A 16,514-nucleotide genomic window follows, 5' to 3' on the forward strand; every position below is an offset into this window, starting at 1 on the left:
TGCAACTCTCCTGATACTTCGGATAACGCCTCGTAAAACCATTATTCACCGCTCGCCACGCCCACGGCGAATCGCCACACTTCCCGCATGAAAAAAGAGAACGGTTTTACGCTTATCGAAACGCTGGTGGCAGTCTCGCTGGTTGTCATACTCAGCGCCTCAGGTCTGTACGGCTGGGACAGCTGGCAGCGGCAGCAGCGGCTGTGGCAAACCGCCAGCCAGGTGCGCGACTATCTGGTATTTCTGCGAAATGATGCCAACAGGTACAACCGCGATCATCACATAACCCAGCTGCGGGTTGGGGGACAGGAGTGTCTCGTGAGCGCTGCCGTACAAGGCTGTGAGAAGGGCAGCCCCTTTGTTCTGATTCCACTCTGGCCAGAGGTCGCGGTGAGCGAGGTCACACCGTCATTAGGGTTCTATGGGTTAAGGGATACGGCATGGGCAGGGCGGATACGCCTGCAAAGCCGTGCCGGAGAATGGCTTATCCTGGTCTCAGACGGAGGGCGCATCAGAATGTGTAAGGTCTCACAAGGAGGTTCATGTCGATGAGACAACGCGGTTTCTCGCTGACAGAAGTTCTGATTGCTACGGCCATCAGTAGCCTGTTGTTGATTGGCGCATCGCGCTTTCTACCCGGATTGCAGCAGGCGGTATTACTGCAATCCGGCCAGAGAGAGCTGGAAGAAGAGGTCTGGCAGCGCCTGTTTGCTCTCGGCAAACAGCTTCAGCGTGCGGGTTACTGTGCGGGGAACTGCCAGGGGCAAGGGCTGGCGATCGCAAGGCAGGGCAGTTGCGTCATTGTTCGGTGGGATGCCAACAGTAATGGTCGCTGGGATCGCAGTGCATCAGAAAACGACAGCACCGGTTTTCGTCTGGAATCGGGCGCGCTGGAAACGCTTCGTGGGGCAACCTCGTGTGAAGGTCAGGGATGGGAAAAGCTCACGGACCCGGACAGGCTCGCCATCGCGCATTTTGTGGTGAGGAAAGTAACACACACCGGGTTTGCGCCGGAGCTGAATATCGAACTGTCCGCCCTGCGCAACGGCGATCAAGGAGAGCCTTATCAGGCTTTGTATACGGTCACGGGGTACAACCTGTGAACCGTCAACGCGGTATGTCTTCGCTGGCGCTGGTTCTACTTTTACTGGTGCTTGGTACGCTGATCCTCACCGGCCTTAACCAGCAACTGACAACATTCAGCGCGCTCGTTGGCGGTGAGAGCCGTTCGCTGCAGCAGCAGGCTTCTGTACAGTCAGCGCTTGAGTGGGGACGCGTTCAGAGCTGGTCACCCGATCCTGAAGTCCAGTGCAAAAAGGCACCCGCCTGGCAAGTGTGTTTGCGGCGGCTGAGTGAGACCACTGTATTACTGATTGCCGGAGTCAACGACCTGCTGCTCTGGCGTTCAGGAGAGATTATTGACGGTAATATTCGCTTTTCGCCTCACGGCTGGAGTGATTTTTGCCCGCTAAAGGAACGTTCGCTATGCCAGCTGCCGTAAGCAAAGAAAAAGGATTTAGCATGGTTGAGGTTCTGCTGGCGATGATGCTGCTGGTCATCATCGTCACGGCACTGGCCGGCTATCATCGGGCGCTGGCGGCGCGGTTTACGCTGTTTAACCAGTATCGTCAGCTCTGGCACCACGCCTGGAATCAGGCTCAGCTCTCAACAAATGTTCTGCCCGCAGGCTGGCAGGCCAGTCGGGTGCAGACAACGCACGCAGGATGTGTCAGCATCACGGTTACACTTATTTCTCCTCTGGGGCGACGCGGTGAAATCACGCGTCTGCATTGCCCGGTTAGCCAGTAGTCGGGAGCGTCTATGTTAAGGGTCTACCACTCAAATCGTCTGGATGTGCTGGAAGCACTGATGGAATTTATCGTTGAGCGCGAGCGGCTCGACGATTCTTTTGAGCCTGAAATGGTGCTGGTGCAGAGCACCGGTATGGCACAGTGGCTGCAAATGTCGCTTTCCCGTAAGTTTGGCATTGCCGCGAATATTGATTTCCCGCTGCCCGCGAGCTTTATCTGGGAGATGTTTGTTCGCGTGTTACCGGACATCCCCGAGCAGAGCGCCTTCAACAAGCAGGGCATGAGCTGGAAGCTGATGGCGCTGCTGCCGGAAATGCTCCAGCACGATGAATTCGCCATGCTGCGCCACTACCTTAATGACGATACCGATAAGCGCAAGCTGTTCCAGCTGGCGTCGCGCACCGCCGATCTCTACGACCAATACCTTGTTTACCGTTCTGACTGGTTAATTCGCTGGGAAGCGGGCGAACTGGTTGAAGGGTTACCGGAGGCGCAAATATGGCAGGCACCGCTTTGGAAAGCGCTGGTCGAGCATACGGAGAAACTTGGGCAACCTAAGTGGCACCGTGCCAACCTGTACGATCGGTTTATCTCAATACTCGAGAATGCGTCGGCGCGTCCAGCCCGACTGCCGTCACGCGTTTTTATCTGTGGGATATCCGCATTACCGCCTGTTTATCTGAAAGCGTTGAATGCGCTGGGTAAACATATCGATATTCATATTTTGTTCACCAACCCTTGCCGACAGTATTGGGGGGATATCCTCGACGAACGTTGGCTTGCGCGGCTGGTGACTCGCCAGCGAAAGCGCCTTTTTGAAGAACGATCCGTCCCGCTGTTTAAAGACGGCTCGACTGCCGGGCAGCTTTTTGATGAAGACGGCATCCAGAACCTGCCAAATCCACTGCTTGCCTCATGGGGGAAGCTGGGGCGTGATTACATTCACATGCTCTCCGATATTACGTCATCAGGCGAAGGTGACGTTGACGCCTTTGTCGAGATCGCCCCGGATAGTCTGCTGCATAATATTCAGTTAGATATTCTGGATCTGGAGAACCGCGCCGTCATGGGCGTGACGGCGAAAGAGTTTGAGCGCAGCGACAGCAAGCGGAAGCTGGACGCTGAGGATCGCAGTATCACGATCCATGTTTGTCATAGCCCGCAGCGTGAGGTCGAAGTGCTTCACGATCGGCTGCTGGCGATGCTGCAGGACGACCCTGAACTGACGCCGCGCGATATCGTGGTGATGGTGGCGGACATCGACAGCTACAGTCCCTTTATTCAGGCCGTCTTCGGCAGTGCGACGGGTGAGCGATATCTGCCTTACGCCATCTCTGACCGTCGTGCCCGTCAGTCGCACCCGGCATTGCAGGCATTTATCACCCTGCTTTCACTGCCGGATAGCCGGTTTATCTCCGAAGATGTTCTGGCGTTACTGGATGTTCCCGTGCTGGCAGCCCGCTTCAACATCAATGAAGAAGGGCTGCGCTACCTTCGCCAGTGGGTAAACGAATCAGGCGTTCGCTGGGGCATCGATGACGATAACGTTCAGGAGTTCGAGCTTCCCCCAACCGGCCAGCATACCTGGCGGTTTGGCCTGACGCGTATGCTGCTGGGCTACGCCATGGAGAGCAGCCAGGGCGAGTGGAACGAAGTGCTGCCTTACGATGAGTCCAGCGGTTTGATTGCTGATCTGGTAGGGCATTTAGCTTCTCTGCTGATGCAGCTTAACCGCTGGCGCCGTGAGCTAATGCAGCCGCGTCCGCTTGAAGAGTGGCTCCCGGTGTGCAGGGCGTTACTTAATGATTTCTTCCTGCCAGACAACGACACCGAAGCGGCGATGGCGCTCATTGAAACGCAGTGGCAGGCTATCGTTGACGAGGGCGTGAATTCCCACTATCGCGAAGCGATTCCTTTGTCGCTGCTGAGAGATGAGTTGACGCAGCGCCTTGACCAGGAGCGAATCAGCCAGCGTTTCCTGGCAGGCCCCATCAATATCTGTACCCTGATGCCAATGCGCTCAATTCCCTTTAAGGTGGTCTGCCTGCTCGGCATGAACGACGGTATTTATCCTCGGGCCCTGGCACCGCTGGGGTTCGATTTGATGAACGCAGATCCAAAGCGGGGTGACCGTAGCCGTCGTGATGATGACCGCTATCTCTTCCTTGAAGCGCTCATCTCCGCTCAAAGTAAGCTCTATATCAGCTATATCGGTCGTTCCATTCAGGACAACAGCGAGCGCTTCCCCTCCGTTCTGGTGCAGGAACTGGTGGACTATATCGGCCAGAGCCACTATCTGGCTGGGGATGAGGCGCTTAACTGCGATGAAAGCGAGCAGCGGGTGAAGGCGCACATTACCTGTATCCACAGCCGCATGCCGTTTGACCCGGTAAACTATATTGTCAGCGAACAGCAGAGCTATGCCCGCGAATGGCTGCCAGCAGCGAAAAAAGAGGGGAGAGCCCATACGGATTTTATTCAGCCGCTTGATCCGCTGCCCATTAACACTCTGACTTTCGAACAGCTTCAGCGGTTTTGGGCGCATCCGGTGCGCGCCTTCTTCCAGCAGCGATTACAGGTCAACTTCCGCTCAGAAGAGAGCGAAATTCCTGATGCAGAACCCTTTACTCTGGAAGGGCTGGAGCGCTATCAGCTAAACCTCCAGCTGCTTAATGCGCTGGTTGAAGAGGAAGATGCAGACAAACTTTACCGCCGCTACCGTGCCGCAGGGCAACTACCTTACGGTGCGTTTGGGGAAATCGTCTGGGAGGCGCAGTGCCAGGAGATGACCGCTCTGGCGGAGCGCGTCAGGGAGCACCGCCAGCCCGGACACAGCATCGAAATCGATCTCAGCTGCAAGGGCATACAACTCACGGGCTGGCTAACCCAGGTTCAGCCGGATGGGCTACTGCGCTGGCGGCCTTCTCTGCTCAGCGTTTCACAAGGATTGCAACTCTGGCTGGAACATCTTGTCTACAGTGCGGGTGGGAATAAAGGTGAAAGCCGGATCTTCGTGCGCAAAGAGGGCGAATGGCGCTTCCCACCCATGGAGGCAGAACAGGCGTTACGCTATCTGTCCTTGTATATTGAGGGCTATCTTCAGGGAATGAACAAACCCCTCCTGTTACTGCCCGAAAGTGGCGGTGCGTGGATAAAAGCCTGTTATGACGCGCAGAATGATGCGATGTTAACGGATGAGGCTTCGCTGCAGAAAGCGCGCAGTAAATTTATGCAGGCCTATGAAGGAAACATGATGGTGCGCGGTGAAGGTGAGGATGTCTGGTATCAACGTTTATGGCGAACGCTTGAACCAGAATACTTCGAGGCTATTACGGAAGAGGCACAGCGCTACCTGTTACCGTTGTTTAAGTTTAATCAGTCCTGAGTGCTGTATAAAAATTGCGCAGTATGGGGTGTTCATTTATGATGCACTTCTTATCACGGACTGATGTACCTAAATAAAGAGATGTTGGCGTGTCCAGCACGCAGTTTGTTAATGATGTAGCCGTGATAAAGAGGTCGTAATGCCAGGCAGCACCTTGTTTAAAGCGTTTGTTTTGTTTTTCGCCCTCTGGGCACCCGTCACTCACGCAGACTCCGGTTGGCAACCCGTTCAGGAAACTATCCGTAAGAGCGAAAAAGATACCCGTCAGTATCAGGCTATCCGCCTTGATAACGGTATGACCGTGCTGCTGGTTTCCGATCCGCAGGCGGTGAAATCCCTCTCGGCGTTAGTGGTGCCGGTTGGATCGCTGGAAGATCCTGAGGCGCATCCGGGGCTGGCGCATTACCTCGAACACATGACGCTGATGGGCTCTAAAAAATATCCGCAGCCGGATAGCCTTTCTGAATTCCTGAAAATGCACGGCGGCAGCCACAACGCCAGCACGGCACCGTACCGCACGGCCTTTTATCTCGAAGTCGAAAACGACGCGCTGACAGGGGCGGTTGATCGTCTTGCCGATGCTATCGCCGCGCCGCTGCTGGATAAAAAATACGCCGACCGCGAGCGCAATGCCGTCAATGCGGAGCTGACCATGGCCCGTACCCGGGACGGTATGCGTATGGCGCAGGTCAGCGCCGAGACCATCAACCCGGCGCATCCGGGCTCACGTTTCTCGGGCGGTAACCTGGAGACGCTGAGCGATAAACCGGGAAGCCCGGTCATTGACGCCCTGCATGCGTTTCGTGACAAATACTACTCCGCCAACCTGATGAAGGCGGTTATTTACAGCAACAAACCGTTACCGGAGCTTGCCGGACTGGCGGCACAAACGTTTGGCCGGGTGCCGAATAAAAATATTGACCTGCCGAAGATAGACGTACCGGTTGTCACGGACGCGCAAAAAGGGATCGTCATCCACTACGTCCCTGCCATGCCCCGCAAAGTGCTGCGCGTTGAGTTCCGCATTGATAACAACACAGCCCAGTTTCGCAGTAAAACCGACGAGCTGGTGACCTACCTGATTGGTAACCGCAGCCCGGGAACCTTATCTGACTGGCTGCAAAAACAGGGGCTGGTGGAAGGGATCCGCGCCGATTCCGATCCCGTGGTAAACGGCAACAGCGGCGTGCTGGCGATCTCCGCCACCCTGACCGACAAAGGTCAGGCCAACCGTGATGAAGTGGTGGCGGCTATCTTTAGCTACCTCTCTTTACTGCGCGAGAAAGGCGTCGATAAGCGCTATTTTGATGAACTGGCGCACGTGCTGGATCTCGATTTCCGTTACCCGTCCATTACCCGCGATATGGATTACGTGGAGTGGCTGGCGGATACCATGATCCGCGTGCCGGTGGCGCACACGCTCGACGCGGTCAATATTGCCGATCGTTATGATGCCGAGGCGGTTAAAGCGCGCCTGGCGATGATGACGCCGCAAAATGCCCGCATCTGGTACATCAGCCCGAACGAACCGCATAACAAGACGGCATACTTTGTTGATGCCCCTTATCAGGTAGACAAAATCAGCGACCAGACCTTCGCCGACTGGCAGAAGAAGGCCGGTGAGATTGCGTTGAAGCTGCCGGAGCTGAATCCCTATATCCCGGATGATTTCTCGCTGATCAAAACGACTAAGGATTATCCGCACCCGGAGCTCATTATTGATGAACCGACGCTGCGCGTGGTGTATACCCCAAGCCGTTATTTTGCGAGCGAGCCAAAGGCCGATGTCAGCGTGGTCCTGCGTAACCCGAAAGCGATGAACAGCGCCAAAAATCAGGTGATGTTCGCGCTCAATGACTATCTGGCCGGTATCGCGCTCGATCAGCTCAGCAACCAGGCGGCCGTGGGCGGGATCAGTTTCTCCACCAATGCCAACAACGGTTTGATGCTTAATGCAAATGGCTATACTCAACGTCTGCCTCAGCTTTTCAAGGCACTGCTCGAGGGTTACTTCAGCTACACGCCAACGGAAGAGCAGCTTGAGCAGGCTAAATCCTGGTATGCGCAGATGATGGATTCTGCAGAAAAGGGCAAAGCTTACGATCAGGCGCTTATGCCGGCGCAAATGCTGTCGCAAATACCTTATTTCCAGCGTGAAGAACGCCGTGCCTTGCTGCCATCAATCTCATTAAAAGAGGTGCTGGCTTACCGTGACTTGCTAAAAACCAACACGCGCCCGGAGTTTCTTATCGTCGGCAACATGAGCGAAGATCAGGCCAAAACGCTGGCAGAAAATGTTCGCACGCAGCTCGGTTCGAAAGGGGACGAGTGGTGCCGTAACCAGGACGTGCTGGTTGAGAAAAAACAGAATGTGATCTTTGAAAAAGCGGGGAGCAGCACCGATTCCGCGCTGGCCGCGGTGTTTGTGCCAACGGGCTATGATGAATTCGCAAGCTCTGCGCAGAGCGCCGTTCTGGGTCAGATTATTCAGCCGTGGTTCTATAACCAGCTGCGCACAGAAGAGCAGCTTGGCTATGCGGTATTTGCTTTCTCAATGAACGTGGGGCGTCAATGGGGGCTGGGCTTCCTGCTGCAAAGCAGCGACAAACAGCCAGCCTATCTCTGGCGCCGCTATCAGGCGTTCTTCCCGCAGGTGGAAGCAAAACTGCGGGCCATGAAGCCGGAAGAGTTTGCTCAGATCCAGCAGGCCGTCATCGCGCAGGTGATGCAGCCGCCGCAGACGCTGGGCGAAGAGGCGTCGCAGCTGAGCAAAGATTTCGATCGCGGTAATCTGAAATTTGATTCGCGTGATAAAGTAGTGGCTGAGATAAAACAGCTGACGCCGCAGAAGGCTGCCGATTTCTTCCATCAGGCCGTGATTAAGCCGCAGGGCATCACTATCCTGTCTCAGGTATCCGGTAGCCAGAACGGGAAAACGGACTACGTGAACCCGAAAGGCTGGAAAGTCTGGAAGAGCGTCAGCGCGTTGCAGCAATCTATGCCCTGGAGTAAGAAAGAATGACCGATACCGCTGAGTCCCTTGATCCCTTACGTTTACCTTTGCAGGGTGAACGATTGATTGAAGCCTCAGCGGGAACGGGAAAAACCTTCACCATCGCCGCGCTCTATCTGCGCCTGCTGTTAGGGCTTGGCGGTAACGCCGCTTTTCCTCGTCCTTTGAGCGTTGAAGAGCTGCTGGTTGTTACCTTTACCGAGGCCGCCACCGCTGAGCTGCGCGGCCGTATTCGGACCAATATCCACGAACTGCGCATCGCCTGTCTGCGCCAGAGCACGGATAACCCTCTTTACGCGAGCCTTCTGAAAGAGATTGCCGATAAGCAACAGGCAGCCCAGTGGCTGCTCCTCGCAGAAAGGCAGATGGACGAAGCGTCCGTCTTCACCATTCACGGTTTTTGCCAGCGCATGCTTAGCCTGAATGCGTTTGAATCCGGCATGCTGTTTGAGCAGCAGCTTATTGAAGATGAATCCGTGCTTCGCTATCAGGCCTGCGCGGATTTCTGGCGTCGCCACTGCTATCCGTTACAGCGGGATATTGCGGAAGCGGTACATGCGTTGTGGAAGGGGCCCGAAGCACTGTTGCGCGCCATCGATCGTTATCTTCAGGGGGAAGCGCCGGTCATCAAATCTCCGCCCCCGGCGGATGAAACCCTGGCCTCACGCCATGAAAAAATCATCGCTAAAATTGCCGACATCAAACAAAAATGGATTGAGTCAGTCGGTGAGATTGACGCGATCATCGAGAATTCTGGGATCGATCGACGTAAGTTCAATCGCGGCAACCAGGGCAAATGGATCGAGAAGATCAGCGCGTGGGCGCAGGAAGAGACGCGCGGTTACCAGCTCCCGGATGCGCTGGAGAAATTCTCCCGGCGTTTCCTGGTTGAGCGGACCAAAGCCGACGGTATCGTACCTGAACATCCCCTGTTTCTGGCGATTGAAACCCTGCTGGCGGAGCCCCTGACGCTCAACGATCTGATGATCGTCCGCGCCATGACGGAGATCCGCGACGCCGTCGCGCGTGAAAAGCGTCGCCGGGGCGAACTGGGGTTCGACGATATGCTGAGCCGACTTGATGCGGCGCTGTGCAGTGAAAATGGCGAAGCGCTTGCCGCTGCGATTCGCACCCGCTTCCCGGTGGCAATGATTGACGAATTTCAGGATACCGACCCTCAGCAGTACCGCATTTTCCGCCGTATCTGGCGCCAGCAGCCCGGCACCGCGCTGTTGTTAATCGGCGATCCTAAGCAGGCCATTTACGCCTTCCGCGGTGCGGATATTTTCACCTACATGAAAGCCCGCAGCGAGGTTGACGCGCACTACACGCTCGACACCAACTGGCGCTCTTCTCCCGGCATGGTGGAAAGCGTCAATGCGCTCTTCAGCCGCATGGATACGGCGTTTATGTTCCGGGAGATCCCTTTCCAGCCGGTCAAGTTCGCCCCTAAAAATACCGCGTTGCGCTTCGAGGTTAATGGCGAAACTCAGCCAGCCATGAACTTCTGGCTACTTGACGGGGAAGGCTGGGGCGTCGCGGACTATCAAAATGCTATGGCCCAGCACTGTGCGGCGCAAATTAGGGACTGGCTCAGCGCAGGCGCGCGCGGCGATGCGCTGCTGTGGAAGGAGGATAAACCAGCCCCGGTAAAGGCATCTGATATCACGGTGCTGGTGCGCAGCCGTCAGGAGGCCGCGCTTATCCGCGACGCCCTGACGCTACTGAATATACCGTCCGTCTACCTCTCCAACCGCGACAGCGTTTTTGAAACGCTGGAAGCCCTCGAGATGCTATGGCTGCTGCAGGCTGTGCTGGCCCCGGAGCGTGAAAGCACGCTCCGCAGCGCCTTAGCGAGCGCGATGCTCGGGCTGAACGCGCGTGACATTGATGCGCTTAATACTGACGAAGCCGCGTGGGATGCCGTGGTAGAAGAGTTTGTGCGCTACCGTGAAAAATGGCAGAAGCGCGGCGTGATGGCGATGGTGCGCGAGCTCATGGCACATCGTCACATTGCGGAAAACATGCTGGCGACAGCGGGCGGCGAGCGCCGTCTGACCGATATTTTGCACATCAGCGAGCTGCTCCAGGAAGCGGGTACGCAGCTGGAGAGCGAGCATGCTCTGGTGCGCTGGCTGGCCCAGCAGATTGCCGACCCTAACAGCAATTCCTCCAGCCAGCAGATGCGCCTCGAGAGCGATAAACATCTGGTGCAGATCGTCACCATTCACAAGTCGAAAGGCCTGGAGTATCCGCTGGTCTGGCTGCCGTTTATCGCTAATTATCGCGTGCAGGAACAGGCTTTTTACCACGATCGCGAGTCGTTCGAAGCGGTACTTGACCTCAGCAATGCGGAGTCCAGCGTCGAGCTGGCCGAAGCCGAGCGTCTCGCGGAAGACCTGCGCCTGCTATACGTGGCGCTGACCCGTTCGGTCTGGCACTGTTCCCTGGGCGTCGCGCCGCTGTTCCGGCGCCGTGGCGAAAAGAGCGGCGAGAGTGATTTTCATCTGAGCGCGCTGGGGCGGCTTATTCAGCGCGGCGAGCCTAAAGATGCCGCAGGGCTGCGCCAGTGCATCGAATCACTTTGCTCAGAGCATGTTGCCCTGCATATTCCCTCCCAGCCCGACAGCAGCCGCTGGCAGACGCCGGAGCAGGGAGAGTCAGCGCTGCATGCCCGCGAGGTGGCTCGCACAATCGCTGACGACTGGCGCGTTACCAGTTACTCCGCTTTACAGCAGCACGGACAGAGTATTGCGCAGGATCTGATGCCAAAACTGGACGTGGATGCCGCTGGGGCCGGGAGCGTGCCCGTCGAGCCGGCGCTCACGCCGCATCAGTTTCCGCGCGGCGCCTCGCCGGGCACGTTTTTGCACAGCCTGTTTGAAGAGCTGGATTTTACCCAGCCGGTATCAGAAGAGTGGGTGCTGAAGATGTTACAGAGCGGCGGCTACGACGCACAGTGGCAGCCGGTTCTCACTGAATGGATCCGCGCTGTTCTGCACGCGCCGCTCACGGCGCAGGGGATCTCGCTGAGCCAGTTGACCGCCAAAGATAAGCAGGTGGAGATGGAGTTTTACCTCCCCATCGCCAGCCCGCTCAGGGCCGAGGCGCTTGATGCGCTGATCCGCGAGTACGATCCGTTATCCGCCGGGTGTCCGCCGCTGAATTTCCGCCAGGTGCAGGGGATGCTGAAAGGCTTTATCGACCTGGTTTTCCGCCACGAAGGGCGCTACTACCTGCTGGATTACAAATCGAACTGGCTGGGGGCAAACAGCGAAGCTTATACCCAGCAGGCGATGGCCTCAGCGATGCAAATGCATCGCTACGATCTGCAGTATCAGCTTTACACCCTGGCGCTGCACCGTTACCTGCGCCATCGCATGGCCGATTATCGCTATGAAGATCATTTTGGCGGCGTCATTTACCTGTTTCTGCGCGGCGTGGATGCTAACGACCCGCGTTCGGGTATCTTCAGCACCCGCCCGGCTGTGGAGTTGATTGAAAAGATGGATAACCTGTTTGCTGCAAGCACGGAGGAGGTAGCATGACGATGCAGGCGCTACTGCTGGACGCAATTGAACAACGTGCACTTCGCCACCTGGACGTACAATTTGCCATGATGGTGGCGGGTGAAGAGCCTGCCGTTATGCTTGCCGCGGCGATCCTGAGTAAAGATGCGGGAGAAGGGCATGTCTGTCTGCCGCTTTCACGTCTGGTGGTGGATGAGAAAATGCCGCCGGCTTTACAGGCGTGTTTCGCGCTTCTGGGTGAGGCAGTGGACTGGCAAGAAATATTACTCCGCTCGCCCGCCGTCAGCAGCGCCGATACCGGTACGCCAATGATTTTGACGGGCGAACGTTTGTATCTGAACCGGCTGTGGCGTAACGAACTGACGGTGGCGCGCTTCTTCAGCGAGACCAATACTCCGCTCCCGTGCGATGAAGCACTGCTCCGGCAAACGCTGGATACGCTGTTTACCTCTGACGACGAGACAGACTGGCAGAAAGTGGCGGCAGCAGTGGCGTTAACGCGGCGGATATCGGTGATTTCGGGCGGGCCGGGCACCGGTAAAACGACCACCGTGGCTAAGCTGCTTGCCGCGCTGATTGAGTTATCGGGTGAGCAAAAGTGTCGTATCCGCCTGGCGGCACCCACCGGTAAAGCGGCTGCACGTCTGACGGAGTCGTTAGGCGGCGCACTGCAAAAACTGCCGCTTACCGGGGAGCGGCTTGCGCTTTTCCCTAACGAAGCCAGCACGCTGCACCGCTTGCTCGGCGCGCAGCCGGGTAGCCAGCGTCTGCGCTACCATGCCGGTAACCCACTGCATCTGGACGTGCTGGTGGTGGATGAAGCATCGATGATTGACCTGACGATGATGTCGCGTTTGATTGATGCGTTGCCGCCGCACGCGCGCGTCATTTTCCTCGGCGACCGCGATCAGCTTGCCTCCGTTGAGGCCGGGGCCGTGCTGGGCGATATCTGCACCTATGCCAGCCTGGGGTATACCGCTGAACGCGCTGAGGAGCTGGCGCGCCTGACCGGATGTTCGCTCGCGGCTGAAAACCATTTACTTGCGGGGGCGCTGCGCGACAGCCTGTGTCTGCTGCAAAAAAGCTACCGTTTTGGCAGCGACTCCGGCATTGGTCAGCTTGCGGCGGCGGTGAACCGGGGCGACCGGCACGCTACCTGTGCGGTATTTGACGGTACCTTTACCGATATTGAGAAAAAATCGCTGCAAACCGGGGAAGAGTATCAGGCGATGCTGGATGACGCCCTGCTGGGGTACCAACATTTTCTGACGGGCGTACAGCAGCAAAACACGCCGGAGCAGGTCATTGCCGCGTTTGGCGAATACCAGCTGCTCTGCGCGTTGAGGGAAGGGCCCTTTGGCGTCAGCGGCCTGAACGACAGGCTGGAACAGTTGCTGGCGCAAAAGCGTAAAATCAACCGTACTCCGCACTCGCGCTGGTATGAAGGCCGGCCGGTGATGATCTCCCGCAACGACAGCGCGCTGGGGTTGTTTAACGGGGATATCGGGATTGCGCTCGATCGCGGGCAGGGGCTCCGCGTCTGGTTCCAGATGCCGGACGGTAGCGTGAAGTCCTTCCAGCCGAGCCGTTTGCCCGAGCATGAAACTGCCTGGGCGATGACGGTGCATAAATCCCAGGGTTCTGAGTTTAACCATGCGGCACTTATCCTGCCCACACAGCTTTCCCCCGTCGTTACCCGCGAGCTGATCTATACCGCCATTACGCGCGCGCGTCAGCGCCTGTCGCTGTATACCGATGAACGGGTGCTGGTACAGGCGATTGCCACCCGCACGGAGCGCCGAAGCGGGCTGAGCGCGATATTTGACTCCCTCTGAACGACGCCGGCAAAGAAAGGATTACCCCAGGTCGGCCATCAGCACTTTCGAACGGCGCTGATAGTTGTACATCTCTTTCTTCGTTTCCGGCAGAGAATCAATATCCACCGGCGTGAACCCGCGTTCCTGGAACCAGTGAATGCTGCGCGTCGTCAGGACGAACAGCTTGCTCAGCCCCATCTGACGCGCCTGTGCCGCCACGCGCTCAAGCAGCATTTCGCCGCGTGAAGAGCTGCGGTAATCCGGGTGCACCGCCACGCAGGCCATTTCTCCGATTTTCTCTTCCGGGAACGGATAGAGGGCGGCGCAGGCAATGGTCAGGTTATCGCGCTGGATAATGGTGAATTTGTCGATCTCCATCTCCAGCTGCTCGCGGGAGCGACGAACCAGAATACCCTGCTGTTCCAGCGGACGGATCAGCTCCAGAATGCCGCCGATATCGTTGATGGTCGCGCGGCGAATCTGCTCTGCACTTTCCATCACAATCTGGGTGCCAATACCGTCGCGGGAGAACAGCTCCTGCAGCAGAGCTCCGTCTTCCTGATAGCTGATCAGGTGACTACGGCGCACGCCGCTGCGGCAGGCCTTCACGGCGCCACGCAGGAAGCGGACGGTGCCGGAGTGGTAATCCCCTTCGGCTTCCAGCGCTTCAACGCGGGCCTGCGCTTCATTCGGGAAGAGTTCCGGCACAATCACCCCTTCATCGTTTACGACGCCCTGGGAGGAGCAAAACCCAATCATTTTTTCCGCCTTCAGCTTGATCGCCAGCTGGGTGGCAATCTCTTCGGACGTCAGGTTAAAGCTTTCACCGGTTACGGAAACCGCCACCGGCCCCATCAGCACAATGGCACCGCTGTCGAGCTGACGGTGAATGGCCTCTTCATCAATACGACGAATGCGGCCGCTGTGGCAGTAATCCACGCCATCGTCCACGCCGAGCGGCTGGGCAATGATAAAGTTGCCGCTCACGACGTTGATATGCGCGCCCTGTAGCGGCGTGTTGTTCAGGCTCATCGACAGGCGAGCGGTGATATCCAGCTGCAGCAGACCCGCCGCCTGCTTCACCAGTTCCAGGGTTTTGGCATCCGTGACGCGGGTATGTTTGTGGTAAATCGGCTCGTGGTGGTGAGCGGCCAGGTTGGCGTCGATCTGCGGGCGCGCGCCATAGACCACCACCAGGCGGATCCCGAGGCTGTGCAGCAGGCCAATGTCATTGACGATGCTGGAAAAATTTTCATGCTCAATGGCTTCGCCGCCCAGCATGATGACAAACGTTTTTCCCCGGTGGGCGTTGATATAGGGAACAGAATGGCGGAATCCCTGGACCAGTTCGGTTCTACGTTCCTTCACCATGGCACAACCCTTAATGAATGTTTATTCGTAATTTATGTATTTTTATTCGATTGTGGGCGCGTGTGCAAGTGCAAATTTTCTGCGACCTACAGAAATTAATAAGTAATCCGTGCGTTAACGTATGATTGTTTACCCTTTTATAGATGACAGTTTATGCGTCATTCGTTAAAGTTTTCGGTCAATCTGCACTTTTGTATATCAGTTTGTTTTCTTGCTCGGGAGAAGCATGTCGGGATCCAATTCAGCAATAAGCCGCCGCCGTTTGTTAAAAGGGGCCGGGGCAATGTGGTTGCTTAGCGTCAGCCAGGTCGGTCTTGCCGCCACGAGTCAGGTGGTGGCGGTGCGCGTCTGGCCGTCGTCGACCTATACGCGCGTGACGGTTGAATCCAATCGCGTGCTGAAATATAAGCAATTTGCCCTCAGCAACCCTGAACGCGTGGTGGTGGATCTCGAAGGGGTGAACCTCAACTCCGTGCTGAAAGGCATGGCGGCGCAGATCCGCGGTGACGATCCGTTTATTAAATCGGCGCGCGTCGGTCAGTTTGATCCGCAAACCGTGCGCATGGTGTTTGAGCTTAAGCAGAACGTTAAGCCGCAACTGTTCGCCCTGGCGCCCGTCGCGACGTTTAAAGAGCGTCTGGTGATGGATCTTTACCCGGCCAATGCGACGGATATTCAGGATCCGCTTCTCGCCCTGCTGGAGGATTACAACAAAGGCGATCTTCAGCGTCAGGTGCCGCCTGCGCAAAGCGGCCCGCAACCGGGGAAAGCAGGGCGCGATCGTCCGATTGTGATCATGCTCGATCCCGGCCACGGCGGCGAAGACTCCGGTGCGGTGGGGAAATACCATACGCGCGAAAAAGACGTGGTGCTGCAAATTGCCCGTCGTCTGAAGGCGTTAATTGATAAAGAGGGCAATATGCGCGCCTACATGACGCGCAATGAGGATGTCTTTATCCCGCTGAAGGTGAGGGTGGCGAAAGCGCAGAAGCAGCGTGCCGATCTGTTCGTCTCGATCCATGCGGATGCCTTTACCAGTCGCCAGCCGAGCGGCTCGTCGGTGTTTGCGCTCTCAACCAAGGGCGCGACCAGTACCGCGGCGCGATACCTTGCGGACACCCAGAACGCCTCGGACCTGATCGGTGGCGTGAGCAAAAGCGGCGACCGCTACGTCGACCACACCATGTTCGACATGGTGCAGTCCCTGACCATTAACGACAGCCTGAAGTTTGGTAAAGCGGTGCTGGGCAAGCTGGGGAACATCAATAAGCTGCACAAAAACAGCGTTGAGCAGGCCGGGTTTGCGGTGCTGAAGGCACCGGATATCCCGTCCATTCTGGTAGAAACCGCGTTTATCAGTAACGTTGAAGAAGAGCGTAAGCTCAAGACGGCAAAGTTCCAGCAGGAGGTGGCGGAGTCGATTCTGGCGGGGATACGGGCGTATTTCTCAGACGGGGCGACGCTGGCGCGGCGCGGGTAGGTTTTTAGCCGGGTGAAATGCCCGGCAAATTCACAAACGGCAGATACAAAAAAACACCCTTAAGGGTGTTTATTGTTTTTAGAAGTGTTGGTTGCGGGGGCCGGATT

At 56.9% G+C, this 16,514-nt stretch carries 10 protein-coding genes; 9 read left to right on the plus strand and 1 reads right to left on the minus strand.

Annotated features, from left to right (window positions below; genetic code table 11):
• Positions 1 to 87: 87 nt before the first annotated feature.
• The 8 genes from IM313_RS12335 to recD all read left to right on the plus strand — a co-directional run bounded on the left by IM313_RS12335 (position 88) and on the right by recD (position 13,574).
• Positions 88 to 552, plus strand: a complete 465-nt coding sequence (locus tag IM313_RS12335) for a prepilin peptidase-dependent protein (RefSeq protein ID WP_192971664.1) — start codon at positions 88 to 90, stop codon at positions 550 to 552.
• On the plus strand, positions 543 to 1,103 hold the full coding sequence (locus tag IM313_RS12340; protein ID WP_192971665.1) for a prepilin peptidase-dependent protein: 561 nt from the start codon (positions 543 to 545) through the stop codon (positions 1,101 to 1,103). The genes IM313_RS12335 and IM313_RS12340 overlap by 10 nt, the downstream gene beginning before the upstream one ends.
• A complete protein-coding gene (locus tag IM313_RS12345; protein WP_047367465.1) occupies positions 1,100 to 1,501 on the plus strand; it encodes a DUF2509 family protein in 402 nt (133 codons plus the stop codon). Before IM313_RS12340 ends, IM313_RS12345 begins: the two co-directional genes overlap by 4 nt.
• A complete protein-coding gene (locus tag IM313_RS12350; protein WP_048960720.1) occupies positions 1,486 to 1,809 on the plus strand; it encodes a prepilin-type N-terminal cleavage/methylation domain-containing protein in 324 nt (107 codons plus the stop codon). The genes IM313_RS12345 and IM313_RS12350 overlap by 16 nt, the downstream gene beginning before the upstream one ends.
• 12 nt (positions 1,810 to 1,821) lie before the next feature.
• Positions 1,822 to 5,196, plus strand: a complete 3,375-nt coding sequence (gene recC / locus IM313_RS12355) for an exodeoxyribonuclease V subunit gamma (protein WP_192971666.1) — start codon at positions 1,822 to 1,824, stop codon at positions 5,194 to 5,196.
• A gap of 139 nt (positions 5,197 to 5,335) precedes the next feature.
• Positions 5,336 to 8,218: a pitrilysin gene (ptrA, locus tag IM313_RS12360; protein ID WP_192971667.1), complete on the plus strand. Its 2,883-nt coding sequence runs from the start codon at positions 5,336 to 5,338 to the stop codon at positions 8,216 to 8,218.
• Positions 8,215 to 11,757, plus strand: coding sequence for an exodeoxyribonuclease V subunit beta (recB, locus tag IM313_RS12365; protein ID WP_192971668.1), 3,543 nt, complete (start codon positions 8,215 to 8,217; stop codon positions 11,755 to 11,757). Before ptrA ends, recB begins: the two co-directional genes overlap by 4 nt.
• Complete coding sequence (recD, locus tag IM313_RS12370) at positions 11,754 to 13,574, plus strand: exodeoxyribonuclease V subunit alpha (protein WP_192971669.1); 1,821 nt, start codon at positions 11,754 to 11,756, stop codon at positions 13,572 to 13,574. The genes recB and recD overlap by 4 nt, the downstream gene beginning before the upstream one ends.
• A 21-nt stretch (positions 13,575 to 13,595) precedes the next feature.
• On the opposite strand, the gene argA is transcribed toward recD, so the two are convergent.
• A complete protein-coding gene (argA, locus tag IM313_RS12375) occupies positions 13,596 to 14,927 on the minus strand; it encodes an amino-acid N-acetyltransferase (RefSeq protein WP_014885072.1) in 1,332 nt (443 codons plus the stop codon).
• Between the two features lie 226 nt (positions 14,928 to 15,153).
• Between argA and amiC the strand changes: the two genes are divergently transcribed.
• Positions 15,154 to 16,407, plus strand: coding sequence for an N-acetylmuramoyl-L-alanine amidase AmiC (amiC, locus tag IM313_RS12380; RefSeq protein WP_014885071.1), 1,254 nt, complete (start codon positions 15,154 to 15,156; stop codon positions 16,405 to 16,407).
• Positions 16,408 to 16,514: the final 107 nt, after the last annotated feature.

Origin of the sequence: Enterobacter cloacae complex sp. P2B, from assembly GCF_014895985.1 — a bacterium.
Taxonomy (GTDB): domain Bacteria; phylum Pseudomonadota; class Gammaproteobacteria; order Enterobacterales; family Enterobacteriaceae; genus Enterobacter; species Enterobacter bugandensis.

Excerpts from the sequence above, each read along its gene's own strand:
- IM313_RS12335 (WP_192971664.1), top strand. The coding sequence starts at position 88 with ATGAAAAAAGAGAACGGTTTTACGCTTATCGAAACGCTGGTGGCAGTC.
- IM313_RS12340 (WP_192971665.1), top strand. The coding sequence starts at position 543 with ATGTCGATGAGACAACGCGGTTTCTCGCTGACAGAAGTTCTGATTGCT.
- IM313_RS12350 (WP_048960720.1), top strand. The coding sequence starts at position 1,486 with ATGCCAGCTGCCGTAAGCAAAGAAAAAGGATTTAGCATGGTTGAGGTT.
- recC (WP_192971666.1), top strand. The coding sequence starts at position 1,822 with ATGTTAAGGGTCTACCACTCAAATCGTCTGGATGTGCTGGAAGCACTG.
- ptrA (WP_192971667.1), top strand. The coding sequence starts at position 5,336 with ATGCCAGGCAGCACCTTGTTTAAAGCGTTTGTTTTGTTTTTCGCCCTC.
- recB (WP_192971668.1), top strand. The coding sequence starts at position 8,215 with ATGACCGATACCGCTGAGTCCCTTGATCCCTTACGTTTACCTTTGCAG.
- recD (WP_192971669.1), top strand. The coding sequence starts at position 11,754 with ATGACGATGCAGGCGCTACTGCTGGACGCAATTGAACAACGTGCACTT.
- argA (WP_014885072.1), bottom strand. The coding sequence starts at position 14,927 with ATGGTGAAGGAACGTAGAACCGAACTGGTCCAGGGATTCCGCCATTCT.
- amiC (WP_014885071.1), top strand. The coding sequence starts at position 15,154 with ATGTCGGGATCCAATTCAGCAATAAGCCGCCGCCGTTTGTTAAAAGGG.